Genomic DNA, 17106 nt, shown 5'->3' with positions numbered 1-17106 from the left:
CTATAACCGGTTCTTCTCCATCCATGCAGTGGCCCAGTCCACCAGAGGACGCTGCTCCATAAACCGGATTTCGGCCTTTCCGGCCTGATGAACCTTGAGGTTCATTTCTTTATCATATTCTTCGCCCAATCGGATAAAATCCTCGTCGTTCACAGCCTGGGTTTCGTAAGTTACCCACTTGCGTCTGCCCCCCACCATGACTGCACTGCTGTCATAGACCCGCTTCTTGGCGGGAAAATCAGCCCGGGCTTCTGCCAGATGCAAGGATGTGTTTTTATCATGGCCGACGCCTGCCAAGAGAACATAACCATTTAAATGATACAGCTTATCCAGCGGTGAGCCAATCCCAAAAATATTGCTGAGGTCATGGTTTTGCGTCAGATATTCCGCATGCCTGCCCACGGCGGCGACGGAGCGTGCGGGATGGTCTGACCTTGCGGCCCCCGGCCATTTGCGGAACATTTCCGCCACCACGCCCATCCCTATTGCCGGAGTAATTTCTTTATCATAGGCAGGCCAATGCTGCCGGATCATTGGCCACCATTCGGCGGGCTCTTCCCAGTGGACGCCAGTTGAGGGATCGAGATTTTTCCAGGTCTGGGACGGCATCATCAAGGTTCCTTCTTCGCCCACAATCTCAAGCAGAGCACGGATGAATGTTTCGGCTCCGCCGATAATAAAACCAAACTTGCTTAAGGATGTATGCACGAGGATGTGCTGTCCTTTGGTTAGCCCGCAGCTGGTAAATTGATTAATCAAATCCTCTTTCGTAAAGATCATTCTGGTTTCATTGCTTCTGGTCAATGTGGACCTCCACCTTTTCATCAGAATAAGACAACCCCGCTGCAAGCAGCGGGGTTGTCTCCAGCGTAGCCAGGGATCAGTGCCCTTGAATTAATTATCCATACTATACCAGCCGGATTCATTTGCAGCAATAGCAGACAAGCCAATTTTGTGCACCGGCCTGAAAACGGATACAGACCGGTATCATAATGAATCCGGCACCACTACGCGAATATGGCGGGGAAGGACGCTCAGCTTAATCGGCAGAGCCGGTCCTTCTTCGCCGTCCACATTGGTTCGTACGGTATCCGATGAGCTTATTGTGACTTCGCTCGCGGTGAAATATTCCACGTCCTTATGATTCTTCAGATTGCCCAGCAGCACAGAAAGGCTGACTGTAAGCGTGTTGAAGAAATGAAGATCCTTAATGATGTAGCAATGAATCAAGCCGTCGTCGACAGCGGCTTCGGGAGCCAGTTTCTCGAAGCCGCCTACCGAGTTGGTCAATGCGGCGAGGAAAAGCGGAGTCTCCCCCGCCCAGGTCTTCCCGTCATGCTGTATGGTGAGGGGTGGGATGCATTGCCTGCAAGCTCTTTGATGCCCTCCTTGAAGTATGCCAGCGCGCCGAGTCTGGATTTGTCATCCGAAGATACGGAGGTGAGCGATTCAGCCAGCTTGCCTGCGGCGACCACGTTGATGAACAGGCGGTTGTTCAGCCTGCCTGCGTCCACTAGCTGTACCCGGGAGGAAGCCAGCGTCCGGACGGCTTCTTCGGGAATCAGCGGGATCTGCAGCGCGCGGGCGAAATCATTCACCGTGCCGAGCGGAATAATCCCCAGCTTCGGCTGATGTGCCTGGCCGGAGAGGCCGTTGATCGTTTCATGAAGCGTGCCGTCCCCGCCGATGGACACGATCATGTCGGCCCCCGCTTCGCATGCAGCGATGCTGTAACCGGTGGCATCGCCTTCTTTTTGCGTCTCCTTGACTGTAACCTCATAGCCTTGACTCTGCAGCAGCTCTTCCACACTCCTGAGATAGTCCAGCGCTTCCTCCTTGCCGGAAGAGGGGTTAACAATGATCGTGGCCTGCGTCATATACAGTTTCCTCCCTGTTTGCAGATGTGTTGTACTTACCATTACCCCAAAGGAAGCCGTTGAACGATAGCAAACGCGGCGTCAGCGCGCAATATGTACAATCCGGTTGCGACCTTTATTTTTGGCCTGATAGAGGGCTTGGTCCACATCTTCAAAAAGATTGCTGTTCAGCGAGAAATCATTGATAGTCAGGAGCCCCATGCTGATTGTAACCGTTACTGGATCAGCAGCATTGGCAATCGTGATCTGGTTCATTTCCACCCTTGCCTTGAGCTGTTCGGCTACATGCAGTGCCTCGGCTTCACGGGTATCCGGCAGATAGATAATGAACTCTTCTCCCCGTACCGTGCTAAAACGTCAGTTTGTCGTAATTCCTGCTTAAGCACCTCCACCGTCTGGCAGATCACTTCATCCCCGGCCAAATGGCCGTAAGTGTCATTCACATTCTTAAAGAAATCGATATCCAGCAAAATAAGCGCAAAAGGAATGTGCTTTTCCCTGTTCAGGATCACTTCGTCTTCAAGCTGCTGCGTCAGATAATGGCGGTTATAGCAGCCGGTCAAGCTGTCGGTGATGGCCATTTGCTGCAGCTGCCGGTTCGTCTCGGACAGCTCTTTTTGCACGGCAATCAATGAATGGTTGCGTTCCTGAAGAATCCTATTCTGTTGGTGGGTTTCATGGATCAGCCTCTGCAGCTCCGTAATATCCTGGAACGTGACGATCCGCCCCGCCCGTAACCCGCCGACCATAATGGGCGTTGCCTGAATTTTAAGATAACGCCGGATAACCGTATGGAGGATTTCAATTTCGATTCTCTCCAGCGGCCGTTCATGGTATCCCGATATAAACGCTTCAATGGCAGGCGAGCTTTCCGGAAAAATAATCCTGATATCGAACCGCTCCCCCCGGTGCAGATGCATATGGGGACCCAGAAAACGGTTAATCTCGACCACGTTGTCATATTCATCAAGTACAAGGACGCCATGTCCGATCGTATCCATCACATCCTGATGGGCTATGGTCGCTATATCAAACACTTTGTCGCGGTTAATGGAAACCACAAAAAAGACAGCAGACAGTAAAATGCCCAGCGAGGTCATCCCCGGAATCACCGGCAGATACGGGTCCAGGACCACATTCAGCACAATATCCAGCAGGATAAACACGGTTACCGCAAGAATCCCTTTCAGCACAAGCATCACTTGCTTTCGCACGCGGGGAGCCAGCTCCTGGACCAGGGCTGCAGAGATGACGTACAGTGAGATAACCGCCTGAATGATGATTACGGCTATGAAGAGCCAGAAGAGAGGACCATAGGTTCTTTGAATATATTCCTCATTTACCGGCTGCACAAACCAGCTGTTGGGGCTGAATAGAATACAGGCTGCCGAAAAAATAGCTGGAGCCGACAGCAGCAGCAGCATTTTCCGCCGCAGAAACCGGGTCTGTCCGGTCAACAGAATGGTGAAAAAGACCCAGCCCGTACTGAGAAGCGCCGAATCTACGAATGCAGCCTTAACATAAAATAATTGATATATGGGATTATCGGCAGTTTTGATGGCAAATTGGCAGAAGGGCCAGATCATCATGGTGAAATGGAAGGCTAAATAGACTTTGTGCAGATTCGTGATGTTAACTGAAACGAAAATATAGACGAAAAGTGCAAACAGAACGAAAAATAAAATCAGATCAATCCATACCACAAAACCCAACAAGTTACACCTTCCTGCTATTATTAGTCAATTATGCATGGTTTTTGGGCCTAAAGTCTTGCATCTTGCTTCTAATATATAATTAGCTTGCCAAGAATACAACCACTTTGCAAGGCACGGCAGGAGGAGCCGGAGGGGGTGAAAGTAAAATAAGCTGCCCCGTTAGACCGGGAACAGCTTATTCTGACAATGAGTGCAAGCGGCGTAGGAGACAGCCGGATTGCCTTGCCGGGGCTTAGTGCAGATTGGCATCCAGCCAGGGCTTCAGAAGGGGCAGGACATGCGCCGGCTGCATCGCCTGGGTATGGTCCAGACCCTCAAGCACCGCCACATCCCAGCCTAGCGCTTCGAGGGCGGACCGCTCTCTGATAAGCGGTCCGGCGATATCGACCCGCACGGCTCCCCAGCGTTCGCCATACTCGATAAGATCGGCGCTGCCGGCGAAGCAGAGGCGGGGACAGGTGATCCGTTCCTGGGCCGTCCGGTCATCGAATGCCTGAAGCGCCTGGTACAACGTGACGAACTGTTTGGTCTGCGCCTCGCTCATCGTGACTTCAGCCTGTGACCAGTCGAATTCATCGGCGTTCCCGTCCCATGCGGCGGGGGAGGGGTCCGGGTTCTTCTGTGCCGAGACAGAGAGATGATAGGCAGCCATCGTGACCTTCAGCATTTCCTTATACGGACCGCAGACAGGCGGGAAGCCGCCCATGACAAGCGCTGACAGCCGGTCTGTGCGCAGGGCCAGCTGCATGCCGGACAGGGCCAGCCAGGAATAGCCGTAATAGGCGAATTGCTGCGCGGACGTCGCATCGGCGATGGCCAGAAAGTCGCTGGACAGGTTATCCGGCGTCAGGGTATCGGGCTTGGCGCAGCTTTGAACATGGCCTTCATAATCGAAGGCGATGACCCGGCAGCTGCCGCTAAGCTGGTCAATCAGGGAGCGCCCGAGCGCCGGATCAACGCCCCACTTCGTCATCTCGTCTGCCTGTGGTCCATCTATGGGCCGGGGGTTCACCGGGAGCAGCAGGCAGGGTCCTTCTCCTTGAATCTCCACCTCGATCCAGCTTGCATCATGCATTTGTACTCTAAGCATCGTTAGCCTCCTAATTCAGCATTTGTTCAGAAATCCTGTATATCTATCAATATATAACATTGATGCAAGTGGGAAGGTTCTGCCGATAAGGGCCTGAGTATGCTTGAGAAAACCAGTTCCAGGTTTATTAAAGCACTTAAAGGTTTTATGTGAAGGTTTGCAGACGGTGCGGGTCTTTGGTAGGTTAGTATCACGCACAGGATGTAGATGAAGGAGGTGAATCAATGCAATATTACAAGCCGGTTGAGCTTGCATCGGTGCTTGGCATCAGTACCAGCGCCTTGCGGCATTATGAATCCTGGGGTGTGGTTCCCGCGCCGGAACGGGCAGCGAATGGCTACCGTATGTATACGGAGCTGCATCTGGCCTACTTTCGCTGTCTTCGCGCCATGATTCCGGGGTTTGGCTACAAGTTAACCTATGATGTGCTGCGCAACATCCAACAGGGGGACATGGATCAGGCCTTGTGGCTTGCAGGGGCAGAGCAGGCCAGATTACAGGAGGAAAAAGCTGCTGCCGATCAGACGCTGGCGCTGCTGCAGGACCCGGAGATTAGCTTCATCAAAGGCAGACCCGTCAGCCACCGGATGTCGATCGGAGAAGCTGCAGCGATTGCGGGAGTTCAGCCCTCGGCCATTCGCCACTGGGAAAAGGAGGGGCTGCTGACTCCGCTAAGAAACCCGGAGAATGGCTACAGAATGTACACTGCGGTGCATTTAAGGCAGATTCTGCTGATCCGCACCTTGAGACGGACGGTATATTTTCTGGAGAGAATGAAGGAGCTTGTGGAAGCTGTGGAGCAGCACAGCCTGGACAAGGCCAAAGAGGTAACCGAGCACGCGCTGGGCCGCATTCATCAGCGCAACCGCCAACAGTACAGCGGCGTGCATCAACTGATGGAGCTTTGCGCTCAGGCGGGACTATTGAGGCCGGAGGATACAGCCTCCCGATCCATGTCGACGTATCAAGGGAAGGAGAGGTGAATGGCGTAACTGCAGATTAACGAAGTTGAATTAGTGAACTTATAGAGCGTTAACAATTCAATGTTACGATGGAAAGACGCGCCTGAATGAGGCGGAGTACCGGGAGAGGGAGGAATTTAGGTATGGAGACGGGAAGTCAGAAGCCGGTGGAAGCTGGCGTGACAAAGGGCAGAGGGGCTGCTCTGCTGGAGGTGCTGGGTGTCTCCCTGAAGCTCGGGCTTACCTCCTTCGGAGGGCCGATTGCCCATCTGGGGTACTTCCATAATGAGTATATCCGCCGCCGGAAATGGATGGATGAACGCAGCTATGCCGATCTGGTGGCGCTCTGCCAGTTTCTCCCCGGGCCAGCGAGCAGCCAGGTGGGGATTGGCATCGGTGTGGTCAGGGCCGGCTTGCTTGGGGGATTCATAGCCTGGCTGGGATTCACTTTGCCTTCAGTGATCGCTCTGGCTGTATTTGCCTTAGTACTGCAGGGCGTTGATATCGCTGGTGCGGGCTGGATTCATGGACTGAAGATCGTAGCGGTGGCGATTGTAGCGCAAGCGGTGCTGGGAATGGGGCAAAAGCTTACACCGGACAGAGGAAGAGTTACCATTGCGGTGATAGCGGCAGTTTTTGCGCTGTCCTGGCATGCTGCCTACGCTCAAGTCCTAATCCTCGCAGCTGCCGGGATGATCGGCCTTTGGCTGTATCGGGGTCAACCGGATCGGGGTCCTGACCTGCCTATCCGGATCAGCCGGACCGTTGCCGTCTGCTGTCTGGCGTTGTTTTTCCTTCTGCTTATAGCGCTTCCTCTTCTTAGAACGTCTGCAGGTGCTGGGGGGGTTGCGCTTTTCGACAGTTTTTACCGTTCCGGTTCACTGGTATTCGGTGGAGGACATGTTGTGCTTCCGCTTCTGGAACATGAGGTTGTACCTGCCGGATGGGTCAGCCGGGAGGACTTTCTGGCCGGCTACGGAGCGGCACAAGCCGTTCCGGGGCCGCTGTTTACCTTTGCCAGCTATCTTGGGATGATGGCCGCAGGGTTCAAAGGCGGCATCATTGCGACGCTGGGCATCTTCCTGCCTGCATTCCTGCTGGTTATCGGTGCGCTTCCTTTCTGGAATGGGCTTAGAAGCAGTCCGAACGTTCAAGGGGCGCTCGCGGGCATCAACGCTGCTGTGGTGGGAATTCTGCTGGCAGCTCTATATGATCCGCTGTGGACCTCCGCCATCCTGAAGCCGCTGGACTTCGCGCTGGCCGCAATCTTGTTTGTGATGCTCTTTTTCTGGAAGCTCCCGCCCTGGGTGATTGTTCTGGCCGGTGCTGCGGGAGGATTTCTGATGCAGTTCATCTAGACTATGTTCACAAGAGCGGTTTTTCGTACACATCCACCTCATTGCCGCGCTGATCTTGGGTCCTTTTGACGAATGACATAGCCGTCTCCTCACGGATTTCCTCCGGGGTGAGATGCTCTTTATGCTGCACCATCAGATTGAACGCGGGCTGGGAGTTAAGAATTGCGGCCTGAAGCTCTACACTTTCTGCGGACATTGGGTCCGGTACGGCTTCTAAAGTGATCAATAGTTGCACCTTCCTTAAGTAAACAGGGATTTGAATAACACTTAATTCAATATATATCTAATTAGATATTAATTTAATTTAAGCGCAAGTTCAAGTGGTATGCTACAATAAGAAGAATTTATGAGACGATGCTGTCGATAAGGAATGGAGAATGTGATCATGAATGAATTGCCAAACTGCCCGCAGTGCAGCTCGGAGTACACGTACGAGGACGGGACGCTGCTGGTTTGCCCGGAATGCGGACATGAGTGGGCGCAGGGTGCGGGAAATGCAAGCATTGAGGAGAGCAAGGTAGTACGGGATGCCAATGGCAATATTTTGAATGATGGGGATTCGGTTACTGTCATCAAGGACCTGAAGGTCAAAGGCAGCTCCTCCGTGCTGAAGATCGGTACCAAAGTGAAGAACATCAGGCTGGTCGAGGGCGATCATGATATTGACTGCAAAATCGACGGCTTTGGAGCCATGAAGCTCAAATCCGAATTTGTCAGAAAAGCATAATTGCGTTATCCATGACGCTGTCGTCTCTTGGGTTTGGCGGCGTATTGTATGGATTCAGCGTTTCGGGCAGCAAAGGGTGGGGGAGCACGGAAGTTCTGATTTCTTTGGGTATCGGGTTCATTGCACTTGGCCTGTTCGTATGGCGGCAATTGACCATGGAGAATCCCCTGCTGGAATTAAGAGTATTCACAAGCCCCGCTTGATGTTCACAGCTTAATACACGGGATGAATGTGGCTTCAATGGTAACCGCCGGGAGTGCCGTTATTGCGCTGATCCTGGCCTTCTTTATCAAACGCAAGGAAGCTCCGATTGAGAGTCCGGCGAACAGTATTCCGGTAAAATGATTGTTAATTCCATGTTGGTTTACCTCAAGTAAAATACCTTTTCCTGCAGCAGATCGAGCGCCCGCTCGATCTCTTTGCGCTGCTCTCCGGTTAAATCGCCGATCCGTTCGGTGAACCGGATGGCGATATGCTGAAACGCTTCGTTCATCATGGCCTCTCCGGCGGGGAGAGGGTAATCCCCTGCTTGCGGCGGTCGGCGGGATCGGTGATTTTATCGCATAGCTGCTTCTCGCTGAGCTTCTTCAGCTCACGGCTGGTGTTCGGCATCGACATATGCATGCAATCGCTGATCTCGCTGAGGGTGACGGGCTGGCTGACGGCGATATATTCGAGAATTTTATATTGAAGGGGGGTCAGTGCTTCGGATTTGATATCTTTGCTGATATCACTTGTAATTTGATGGACGGCAGTCGTAAAAGCTACAAATTTCTGAAATAATTCGTTGTCCATAAAGTTCACCTCAAAAGAAACCTTAACAAAAACATTATCAAATAACAATTATCATTTGACAACTAAAATAAAACCGTGATACCCTTTCGTTATCAAATGATAATTAAAGGAGTGGCGGCATGAATACATTGATTATCTATACCCATCCGAATCATCAGAGTCTAAGCTATGCCTTTTTGCAGGAGGTGCTTCGGGGGAGCCGGGAAAATGCGAAGGTGGCAGAGATTCAGGTGCTTGATTTGTATGAGGAGGGATTTAATCCGGTGCTTGTATTTAATGAGCACAAGCGGAGAAGGGACATGCACAGTGATCCCGCACTGGCTAAATACAGGGAGCAGCTGCTGTGGGCGGATAAGGTCGTACTGGTCTACCCCATCTGGTGGGGGCGGCCGCCAGCTATGCTTATGGGGTATATAGACCAGATGTTTGCCTCGGGGTTCGCATACCGGGATAAGGGCGGACTGCTGCCGGAAGGGCTGCTGAAGGGGAAGTCGGTAGTGTGCATTTCCACCATGCAGGGTCCAACCCACTATCCGCTGCTGATGCTGCATAATGCGCACAAGGTGTTAATGCGCAAGGCGCTGTTCAACTTCGTGGGCATCCGCAAAGTTAAGTTCTTTGAGTTCGGCAGCATGGAGAGCAAGCGGGGCAAGCACGCCCAGAAGCTGGAGCGGATCTATCAGTATTTCAAGACAGTCAGTTAGTATGGTTTTCGACTACCCAGTCGATCAGTTTGCGGGCAATGCTGACAGGGGACGGAATGACAGGCAGGCGGTCCAGTTCGAACCAGTCGGCATGGTCAAGCTCCTCCCCATCCACGGTAATTTCTCCGCTCTCATATTCGGCCAGAAAGCCTACCATCAGAGAGTGGGGAAAAGGCCACTGCTGGCTGGCGAAATAGCGGATATTCTTGACCTTGATGCCGACTTCCTCCATAGTCTCACGCTGTACACAGTCCTCCAGCGTTTCGCCCGGCTCCACGAATCCGGCAATCAGCCCGTACATATTGTTCACAAAATGCGGGGAGTGTGCGAGCAGAATCCGGTTGTCCTTAAGAATCGCGGTAATGACCGCCGGGGCAATCCGGGGATAGCTGACCAGTCCGCAGGCCGGACAACTGCGTGAGTGCTCGGCCTGCGCCAGCTCGGTGGCGGTCCCGCATCTGCCGCAGAACTGGTGGGTTTCATCCCAGGCCAGCATCTGAATGCCCTTGCCTGCGAGATGGAACAGATCTTCATCCAGAGATTCGTACAAGGAGCGCAGCGGGCGGAAGGCCATCCCTTCCGGCTCAGGCGTTTCTGCCGGGACTTGTGCGGCGAAGCTGGCGATCCCTTCAAAGGTCCCCAGATACAGGGTTCTTAAGGGAGCCATGGATAGCTGCTCAAGCGCAGGTACGAATGGAATGCCGGTGATCCCGGCGTTTTCGGTAACCAGCAGCTTGCCGGAATGAAAAATCAGCCAATAGGCGGAGCCGCTGAACTCTAGCGGTGGAGTGACGGCAGGGATATATCGGTTGTAAATGCTTGCTCTTGGTTTAGACATGGCGCAGAACCTTTCTGATTGCAGATCATTTCTTTTTTTCAATTAAGAATAACAAAAACCGGCAATCCTAACAAATATCATGACGGGTTCAGTTCTACAGGCCATACGGTGACATGAAAAATAGAAGCGCGCTCTTCAATGAGCCGTTTTTTTATTTGACATTTCATTAACTTGTAACTATATTAGTTACAGGGAGAAAATCTGCAGCCGCCGCCCCCGGCCTCCGCAGGAACGACTATAAATGATATTTACTTTAGGAGGAAAAGAAATGAAGATTGCATTAACAGGAGCCACCGGACACTTTGGTTCCATCGTGGCCGAAACTTTACTGAAGTCAGTAGCGGCAGAAAACCTGGTAGTCAGCGTCAGAAACCCGGAAAAAGCGGACAATCTCCGCACACGCGGAGTAGACGTCCGTCATGGTGATTTCGACCAGCCGGAGACACTTGATACAGCATTTGCCGGTGTGGACCGGCTGCTGATCGTGTCAGCTGACGGGGACAACGACACACGGATCCGCCAGCACAAGGCTGCGGTTGATGCCGCAGTGCGCGCGAAAGTCGGCTTCATCGTCTATACCAGTGTCGGTCATGCCGACAGCAGCTCACTGTTCCTGGCACTGGTTCACCGTGCGACCGAGGAGTTCATCCGTGAATCCGGGATTCCGTACTCCTTCCTGCGCAATAACTGGTATCTGGAGAATGAGGTTGGCTCCATTCAGGCAGTTCAAGCCGGAGCCCCATGGGTGACCTCGGCTGGCGACGGCAAGGTGGGCTGGGCAACCCGCCGTGATTATGCAGAAGCGGCAGCAGCTGTATTGGCGGGCGAAGGCCATGAGAATACCGTATACGAATTGTCAGGCACACCGGCAACACAGGCTGAGCTGGCAGCAGTTGTCGGCAAGCTGCTGGGCAAGGAGGTTCTGGTTCAGCAGGTGGATGATGCCGCGTATGCCGATATTATGGCAAAAGCAGGCGTACCGGAAGCTGCACTCCCGATTGTAGTCGCTATTCAACAAGCGATCCGCGAAGGCGCGCTGGACATCGCCAGCAGCGATTTCACGAAGCTGCTGCAACGCCCGCTTACACGGCTTAGTGAAGGTGTAAAGGATTTGCTGGGGAATTAAGGCCTAAGACACGTCCGGCCTTACCCCGCCGGAAGGCGGGCCGGATAAGCATAGATAGCTTATCCTATTATAATGAAGAGGCTTCCCGCAGACGGTCAATGGACCGGCGGGAAGCCTTTTTCTATTTAGGAAATTCCGATTTCCTTCTAGTGTGGATAATGTGGGTAAGATGTGTATAAGGTTGGGGATAAGTGCTTTTTGATTGAATGCCGTTACTGGAGCGGCGAAGGCCAGCTGGCCCGGAAACAACGGCAGAAATACCGTTGTTGGGGCGTCGAAGGCAGCTGGCCCGGAAACAACGGCAGAAATACCGTTGTTGGGGCGTCGAAGGCCAGCTGGCCCGGAAACAACGGCAGAAATACCGTTGTTGGAGCGCTGAATGCCAGCTGGCCCGGAAACAACGGCAGAAATACCGTTGTTGGAGTAGCGAAGGGTGGTTAGCCCAGAAACAACGGAAGAAATACCGTTACTGGGACGGGGAAGGCCGGGTTCTGAGGGGGTAGCCGGTCTAAATATCCTAATTCCAACTAGCAATTTACTTACCGGTTCTTCGCAGGTGCTAGTTGGAAAAAGGGAACTTATTTTTCCGGAAATTAAGAAATCCTGAGATTGAAGTGGAAAAAGTAAACCTAACTGGGCTATATTTCTTGTCCAATGGCGAAATGAGCTGAATTAGTGTCCCTTTTTCCACTTAAAGAGTTGCCGTAGGATTCATGGGGAATCGTTCTCCAGGTAACGCTAGAACCAAGACGGCTGCGCTGTCCCGTGGAGGACGGCACAGCCGTTTTTGTTCTGGGATTTTTTTACCGCTGCTTAGCTGGCGCGGCTTCGAAATAGCCTCCCAGCAGAGCCCGGACCGCTTCAGCAACTGCCGCGCCGTCCCCGGCCTCCAGCCATTCCTGAGGAATCACAGAATAGCTTCCGGAGCTGCCTGTCAGATAGCTGTATATGATCTGGGCTTCATCCAGCTTATGGCGGCTGATTTCACCCGGCTCTCCGTGCGGAGGCTTGCTGAAGCTGTCCTGGACGGCGGACTGTATGATCCCGCACAGCTGCTCTGCGTTCATCTGCCCGGCGTCCAGCCTGGCGCGGTCTAGAATCTCGCTGCCCCGGATCAGGATCAGCTTGAGCACCTGCTCCTGCATTGGCTCCAGCACCACGATGTTTTTGTTCTGCTCGGTGAAGCCGATCACCTTCTCCTTCTGCAGCAGGGAGCGGACGGCTGTGCAATAATCGCGGTATTTGGCGGCGGTTTCGAACTCGAAATTCTCTGCGGCCAGATCCATCCGCTGCTGAAGCTCCTCCAGAATACGGGGATCATTCCCGTTGAGCAGCCCGGCCACACTGTCAATAATCCCTTCGTACCGCTCCAGCGCCTCCCCGCCCCCGCACATACCGAGGCATAGACCCAGCGAGTGATTAAGACAAAGCGCGTTCCTGGCATGGGGTGTGCTGCAAAGGATTCTCTGGCTTTCTTTAATTCCCTGCACCGCCCGCTCAACCGTGCTTCTGCTGGTATAAGGGCCGAAATACAGGCTGTCCCCATACTCAGCCGGGTCATAGGTCACCGCCAGCTGCCGGTAGGCAGTATCCGTGCGAATCACGATATAGCTGTAGGCGAGCGGGTTTTTCATTTTTTTATTATACATCGGCTTGATTTCTTTGATCAGCTGGCACTCCAGCATGAAGGCTTCAAACTCCGTATCGGTCAGCTTGTAATCGAGGTCCCGGATGTTTCTGACCAGCTGCTTTACTTTAGGGGAATGGCCCTTGGCGTTATAAAAGTAGGACTGGACCCGCTTCTTCAGCTGTTTGGCTTTGCCGACATAGATAATATGGCCCAGACTGTCCTTCATCAGGTAGACCCCGGGAGATAAAGGAAGGGCCGCCACCTTCTCCGCCAAATTCATGAGGTTCACTTCCCAATCGTAGGTTCTTGTATTTTTTAGTATAAACGATCAACGATAGATTCGTCCTCTCCATGTGACATAATCCACAAAACCCCCTGCGGAAACCCTCTATCATAAAACACAGGATAAGATAGAGCTGCAAAGCTGGGGGGCTTTTATGAAATATTCTATCGGAGAATTTGCCTCGATTCTGGGTGTGACGGCGGATACCTTGCGGCTCTATGAGAAGCATGATATTGTGCGCCCGATGAAGGATCAACACAATAACTACCGTTATTTCAGTGATTTGGATGCGAGAAATTTATTGTCGAGCCGGTGGTACCGGAGTATGCAGATTCCGCTGCAGGATGTAGCCGGGCTGATCAACGATGCCCCTGCGGAGCAGGTCATCCAGTCTATTGCCGGCGCACGGCAGCAGCTGGAAGAGGAGATTAGGCGCAGTGTCATGCTGCTGGACAAAATCAATGAGATCCACGCGGAGCTTGGGCGGATCGGGGAAGCCCTTTATACCTGCCGGATCAGAGAGGTGCCGGGCATGTACCGTATTCAGCAGACCGACAAAAATCAGCTGCTGCAGAAGGAGTGTCTGAAACGGACGGTTCAGGCTTGGATGGAGCTGCTTCCCTTCACATTCTATTCTTTCAGAATCGAAAACCCGGAGAGCGTCCTGGGAACGGCGGAGCTGGAATACAGCTGGGGGCTGGCCCTGCTGGAGACGGATCAGCAGAAGCTGGAGGTCGGCGTGAATGAGAGTATGGAGTATATCGAGCCGTCCACCTGCATATCCGCAGTCATTGCCAGCTCGTATGAGAAGGAGCTTGGCCGGGAGTCCTTTCAATTCATGCTGGATTATGCCCGGGCAAAAGGCCTCGCCATCACCGGTGATATCCGCGGCAAGATTCTGTTCACCGAACGAATGAGCAGGGGCAATCAAACCTATCTGGAGATCGACATCCCTCTTGAGAATAATTTCACATAACATTCATTGACCTTGGTGCCGCACCAAGGTTTACACTCTGTGCGTAGTCCGGCGGTCCTTCCAGAGAGAAAGGGGCTGCATACCAACCATACAGGGGGAGAACCAATGCGCAAGCAAGCACAGAGCAAAATATTCACATTATCCGTGTGCCTCATCATGATGCTGTCGCTGATCAGCGGCTGCAGCGGCAATAATACTGCTGAACCGGCAGCTTCCGAGCAGCCGTCGGCGTCGCCTGAGGCGACTCAGCAGGCGGGGGATGACAACGGGGTGCCGGCTTCTTTTAAAGCAGGAACCTATAAGGCGGAGGCCGATGGAAAAGACGGAAAAATTCAGGTGGAGGTTACCCTGGATGCCCAATCCACAATCACCGACATCAAGGTGCTCAACCAGAAAGAGACGGCCGGAATCGGTGTCGAAGCGATCAACAAGATCAAGGATGAGATCATCTCAGGCCAGACGCTTGCGATTGATGCGGTCAGCGGGGCTTCCGAATCCAGCGCGGCCATTCTGACTGCTGTTGAGGATGCACTGAAGCAGGCAGGCGGCAACGTAGAAGCATTCAAGTCCCGGAAGGTAGCCAAAGCCGGTGAAGGCAAAACCGAGCAGCTGTCGGCGGATGTTGTTGTTGTAGGCGCAGGGGCATCCGGTGTTTCAGCAGCCGTATCAGCGGCGGACAAAGGGGCCAAGGTTATTATTATTGAGAAAACAGCCACCATTGGCGGAGCAAGCAACCTGTCCTGGGCGGGCAAGTTCTACAATTCCTCGGCTGCGGTCAGCAGCGGGCTTAAAGTGAGTGTGGAAAAGGAAATCTCCGACTGGATTGTGAATAACCACTGGAGAGTCGATGCGGCGGCGATCCGCCAGTATGTAACGAAGTCGGGGGAAACCTATGACTGGCTGAACAAAAAAGGCTACAAAACCACCTTCATCAACTTTGCCGGGGAACAGCTGCATATGCTTCCGGCCTACGAAACACGCCAGCCCACACTGCGGGCGATGCTGGCAGCTTCGGTGGAAAAGGGCGGCGGACAAGTAATCACCGAAACGACTGCCAAAAAGCTGATGACAGGAGCAAACGGTGAGGTGACCGGTGTAGTTGCCGAGAAAGCAGACGGCACGACGCTTGAAATTACCGGAAAAAGCATTATTATGGCAACCGGAGGCTATGCAGGCAACAAAGAAATGGTCAAAGAGGCCTTCGGTTTTGAAGGTGTTAACGGAGGACTCGGCCAGAATACCGGCGAAGGCCTGAAAATGGCCTGGGATGCCGGAGCCAAGGTTCCTGATAACTTCGGCGGGCAGATGCTGCATCAGACCCTGGCCAGAGCCACGGAGAAGCTGAAGGCTCAATACACTCCGTTCGAAGCCAGCTATCCGCTGATGCTGTCCTACCTGCCTACCCTGATGAATGTCGGTCCTTCAGGAGCAAGATTCAGAGACGAGGCGGCGACGCTCACCTCCGTAGCAGCTGCCAATACCAGTGCTTTTAACGGAGCTTACCATCTGGTCATTATTTCGCAGGCGCAGATCGATGCTTTGAAGGCGAAAGGAATGAACGGTGTAAAAGCGCCTTCCCTGCCGGGAATGCCGCCGGAATTCTACGCCACTTTTGCCGATCAGTTCAAGCTGGATACGCCGTGGAAGGATGCGGACAAGGTATTCGAATCCATGGTTGCCAACGGCGATGGCTACAAAGGCAGCACTATTGAAGAGCTGGCCCAGAATGCCGGTCTGGATGCAGAGGTGTTTGCACATGATTTCAACCAATACCAGGAAGCAACGAAGACCGGGGTAGATATCGAGTTCGGCAAAGCAAAGGAATACCTGATTCCTATGGGACAGAGCGGTCCATACTACGCGATCATCGCCGAAGTCAACAATCTGGGTTCGGTCGGCGGGTTGCTGGTCAATACCCAGTTCCAGGTGCTGAATGACAAACGTGTGCCGGTCAAGGGGCTGTATGCGGTTGGCCTCGAGTCCGAAGGCGTATTGTTCAATGATACCTATGTCGGCAACGGTGTAGGCCTGGGTTATTCCTTCACCTCCGGCCGTCTGGGCGGAGAAGATGCTGCAGCAGGGGCTTTGGCAAAATAAGCTTTAACCGTCCGTCTTTTAAGGGGAGCCTCCGGCTTCCCTTTTTTGCTGAAACGGGAACGTCCATATATAAAGACCACACGGCATAGGGCCCTGCTCATGCCAACCTCCATCACCGAAGCTTAAGTAATCGTTCTGTCCCGGCCGATATTAAGGATAACTTGCACTTTAGTGAAGAGAGGAGGAATGCTGTGTGTATATTCCTATTACAGGGATCAGCGGGGTTTCTTTGACCCGGCCGCCGCAGCAGCCAGAGAACCATTCGTCCACCCCGGCCTCTGCGCTCAGTTTTAACGAAACCTTGGCGGCGGTCAACGCGGCGACACTGGATCAGGCCGAGCGGCTAAAGCGGAAATATGGGGTTAAAGTGCGGATTCAGACCGTGTCCAAGGGCGGAAAAGAATTGGAGCATTCCGGGATGAGCGGCGGCGAACGGGAAATAATCATTGCGCCCAACATTCTGCAGCAGATGGCCAAGGACCCAGTCATGCGCAATAAAGTGTATGGAACCCTTGATCCATACGTTACTCAAGAACAGACAAGCCAGAATCCATTGCAGCCGCTGAATGGCGGGAAGGGCTTAAGCCACAGCCTGATTGTACATAAGGATGGTTCAGTTGCCCTATGGTCTGCTGCAGCCTCTCCGAGGGAAGCAGAGACAGGCAAGCATTCGGATGTGGAGAACCGGAATGAACAAGCAGAGGAAAGCAGGACGGCTGCCGAGAGACGGCATGCCTGGGAGGCGGCCCTCCCGATTTTATCTAAAAATCTGCTTTCGGCTGCAGAAGCCTCTCTGCAAGGACAAGAGCCTGCTGCCAACCCGGTAGACGGAGTAGCTGCCCATGACTGGCTGCACCAGCTTCAACTGGTGCGGGCCAGAAGGTCTAACAAATTGCTGTAAATTCACAGATGAACAACCGCCTATTCT

18 protein-coding genes and 2 pseudogenes are annotated in these 17106 nt (G+C 53.1%); 10 read left to right on the top strand and 10 right to left on the bottom strand.

The window, feature by feature from the left end; genetic code table 11:
- The 5 genes and pseudogenes from JI735_RS07605 to JI735_RS07590 form a co-directional block, all read right to left on the bottom strand.
- Window positions 1-804, bottom strand: coding sequence for an AAC(3) family N-acetyltransferase (locus JI735_RS07605; protein ID WP_233476306.1), 804 nt, complete (start codon window positions 802-804; stop codon window positions 1-3).
- A gap of 183 nt (window positions 805-987) precedes the next feature.
- Window positions 988-1290: a diacylglycerol/lipid kinase family protein gene (locus JI735_RS37215; protein ID WP_325175585.1), complete on the bottom strand. Its 303-nt coding sequence runs from the start codon at window positions 1288-1290 to the stop codon at window positions 988-990.
- The gene (locus JI735_RS07600) at window positions 1287-1877 is read right to left on the bottom strand and encodes a diacylglycerol/lipid kinase family protein (protein WP_325175584.1); all 591 of its coding nucleotides are present in this window, start codon (window positions 1875-1877) and stop codon (window positions 1287-1289) included. Before JI735_RS07600 ends, JI735_RS37215 begins: the two co-directional genes overlap by 4 nt.
- Window positions 1878-1958: 81 nt before the next feature.
- A pseudogene (locus JI735_RS07595) lies at window positions 1959-3580 on the bottom strand (histidine kinase N-terminal 7TM domain-containing diguanylate cyclase).
- 244 nt (window positions 3581-3824) lie between these two features.
- The gene (locus JI735_RS07590; protein WP_202677277.1) at window positions 3825-4682 is read right to left on the bottom strand and encodes an alpha/beta fold hydrolase; all 858 of its coding nucleotides are present in this window, start codon (window positions 4680-4682) and stop codon (window positions 3825-3827) included.
- Between the two features lie 224 nt (window positions 4683-4906).
- Here JI735_RS07590 and JI735_RS07585 point away from each other — a divergent pair, with 224 nt between their 5' ends.
- Complete coding sequence (locus tag JI735_RS07585) at window positions 4907-5665, top strand: TioE family transcriptional regulator (RefSeq protein ID WP_039834727.1); 759 nt, start codon at window positions 4907-4909, stop codon at window positions 5663-5665.
- Between the two features lie 122 nt (window positions 5666-5787).
- On the top strand, window positions 5788-7002 hold the full coding sequence (locus JI735_RS07580; RefSeq protein ID WP_039834726.1) for a chromate transporter: 1215 nt from the start codon (window positions 5788-5790) through the stop codon (window positions 7000-7002).
- 7 nt (window positions 7003-7009) lie between these two features.
- Here JI735_RS07580 and JI735_RS07575 read toward each other — a convergent pair whose 3' ends face one another.
- Entirely contained in the window at window positions 7010-7228 is a 219-nt protein-coding gene (locus JI735_RS07575; RefSeq protein WP_039834725.1) for a hypothetical protein, read from the bottom strand.
- A gap of 159 nt (window positions 7229-7387) precedes the next feature.
- Here JI735_RS07575 and JI735_RS07570 point away from each other — a divergent pair, with 159 nt between their 5' ends.
- Together JI735_RS07570 and JI735_RS07565 are read left to right on the top strand one after the other, a co-directional pair.
- Window positions 7388-7729 (top strand): zinc ribbon domain-containing protein YjdM, encoded by a 342-nt coding sequence (locus JI735_RS07570; RefSeq protein ID WP_039834724.1) that lies wholly within the window; start codon window positions 7388-7390, stop codon window positions 7727-7729.
- Window positions 7726-7926 (top strand): annotated as a pseudogene (locus JI735_RS07565) (MFS transporter); the annotation flags it as partial. The gene JI735_RS07570 and the pseudogene JI735_RS07565, both read left to right, overlap by 4 nt.
- Window positions 7927-8093: 167 nt before the next feature.
- Here JI735_RS07565 and JI735_RS37210 read toward each other — a convergent pair.
- Together JI735_RS37210 and JI735_RS07560 are read right to left on the bottom strand one after the other, a co-directional pair.
- A complete protein-coding gene (locus JI735_RS37210; RefSeq protein WP_325175583.1) occupies window positions 8094-8222 on the bottom strand; it encodes a hypothetical protein in 129 nt (42 codons plus the stop codon).
- The gene (locus tag JI735_RS07560) at window positions 8222-8524 is read right to left on the bottom strand and encodes a MarR family winged helix-turn-helix transcriptional regulator (RefSeq protein WP_325175582.1); all 303 of its coding nucleotides are present in this window, start codon (window positions 8522-8524) and stop codon (window positions 8222-8224) included. Before JI735_RS07560 ends, JI735_RS37210 begins: the two co-directional genes overlap by 1 nt.
- A 119-nt stretch (window positions 8525-8643) precedes the next feature.
- Between JI735_RS07560 and JI735_RS07555 the strand changes: the two genes are divergently transcribed.
- Window positions 8644-9228, top strand: a complete 585-nt coding sequence (locus JI735_RS07555) for an NAD(P)H-dependent oxidoreductase (protein ID WP_039834722.1) — start codon at window positions 8644-8646, stop codon at window positions 9226-9228.
- Here JI735_RS07555 and nudC read toward each other — a convergent pair.
- A complete protein-coding gene (gene nudC / locus JI735_RS07550; protein WP_039834721.1) occupies window positions 9221-10066 on the bottom strand; it encodes an NAD(+) diphosphatase in 846 nt (281 codons plus the stop codon). The genes JI735_RS07555 and nudC overlap by 8 nt on opposite strands.
- Window positions 10067-10334: 268 nt before the next feature.
- Here nudC and JI735_RS07545 point away from each other — a divergent pair, with 268 nt between their 5' ends.
- Window positions 10335-11192, top strand: a complete 858-nt coding sequence (locus JI735_RS07545; RefSeq protein WP_202677271.1) for an SDR family oxidoreductase — start codon at window positions 10335-10337, stop codon at window positions 11190-11192.
- 198 nt (window positions 11193-11390) lie between these two features.
- Complete coding sequence (locus tag JI735_RS07540) at window positions 11391-11633, top strand: hypothetical protein (protein WP_202677269.1); 243 nt, start codon at window positions 11391-11393, stop codon at window positions 11631-11633.
- Window positions 11634-11995: 362 nt separating this feature from the next.
- On the opposite strand, the gene JI735_RS07535 is transcribed toward JI735_RS07540, so the two are convergent.
- Complete coding sequence (locus JI735_RS07535) at window positions 11996-13102, bottom strand: UvrB/UvrC motif-containing protein (RefSeq protein ID WP_039834715.1); 1107 nt, start codon at window positions 13100-13102, stop codon at window positions 11996-11998.
- Window positions 13103-13259: 157 nt separating this feature from the next.
- On the opposite strand from JI735_RS07535, the gene JI735_RS07530 reads away from it, so the two are divergent.
- From JI735_RS07530 to JI735_RS07520, 3 genes are all read left to right on the top strand, one after another.
- Window positions 13260-14081, top strand: coding sequence for a MerR family transcriptional regulator (locus JI735_RS07530; RefSeq protein ID WP_039834714.1), 822 nt, complete (start codon window positions 13260-13262; stop codon window positions 14079-14081).
- 105 nt (window positions 14082-14186) lie between these two features.
- The gene (locus tag JI735_RS07525; RefSeq protein WP_039834713.1) at window positions 14187-16178 is read left to right on the top strand and encodes an FAD-binding protein; all 1992 of its coding nucleotides are present in this window, start codon (window positions 14187-14189) and stop codon (window positions 16176-16178) included.
- A 193-nt stretch (window positions 16179-16371) separates the two neighbouring features.
- On the top strand, window positions 16372-17079 hold the full coding sequence (locus tag JI735_RS07520; RefSeq protein ID WP_039834712.1) for a DUF6033 family protein: 708 nt from the start codon (window positions 16372-16374) through the stop codon (window positions 17077-17079).
- Window positions 17080-17106 lie beyond the last annotated feature (27 nt).

This window comes from Paenibacillus sonchi, assembly GCF_016772475.1.
In the GTDB taxonomy this organism is placed as follows: Bacteria; Bacillota; Bacilli; order Paenibacillales; family Paenibacillaceae; genus Paenibacillus_AQ; species Paenibacillus_AQ sonchi.
The sequence above is the reverse complement of the archived record's forward strand: the minus strand, read 5'-3'. Positions and strand labels throughout refer to the sequence as shown.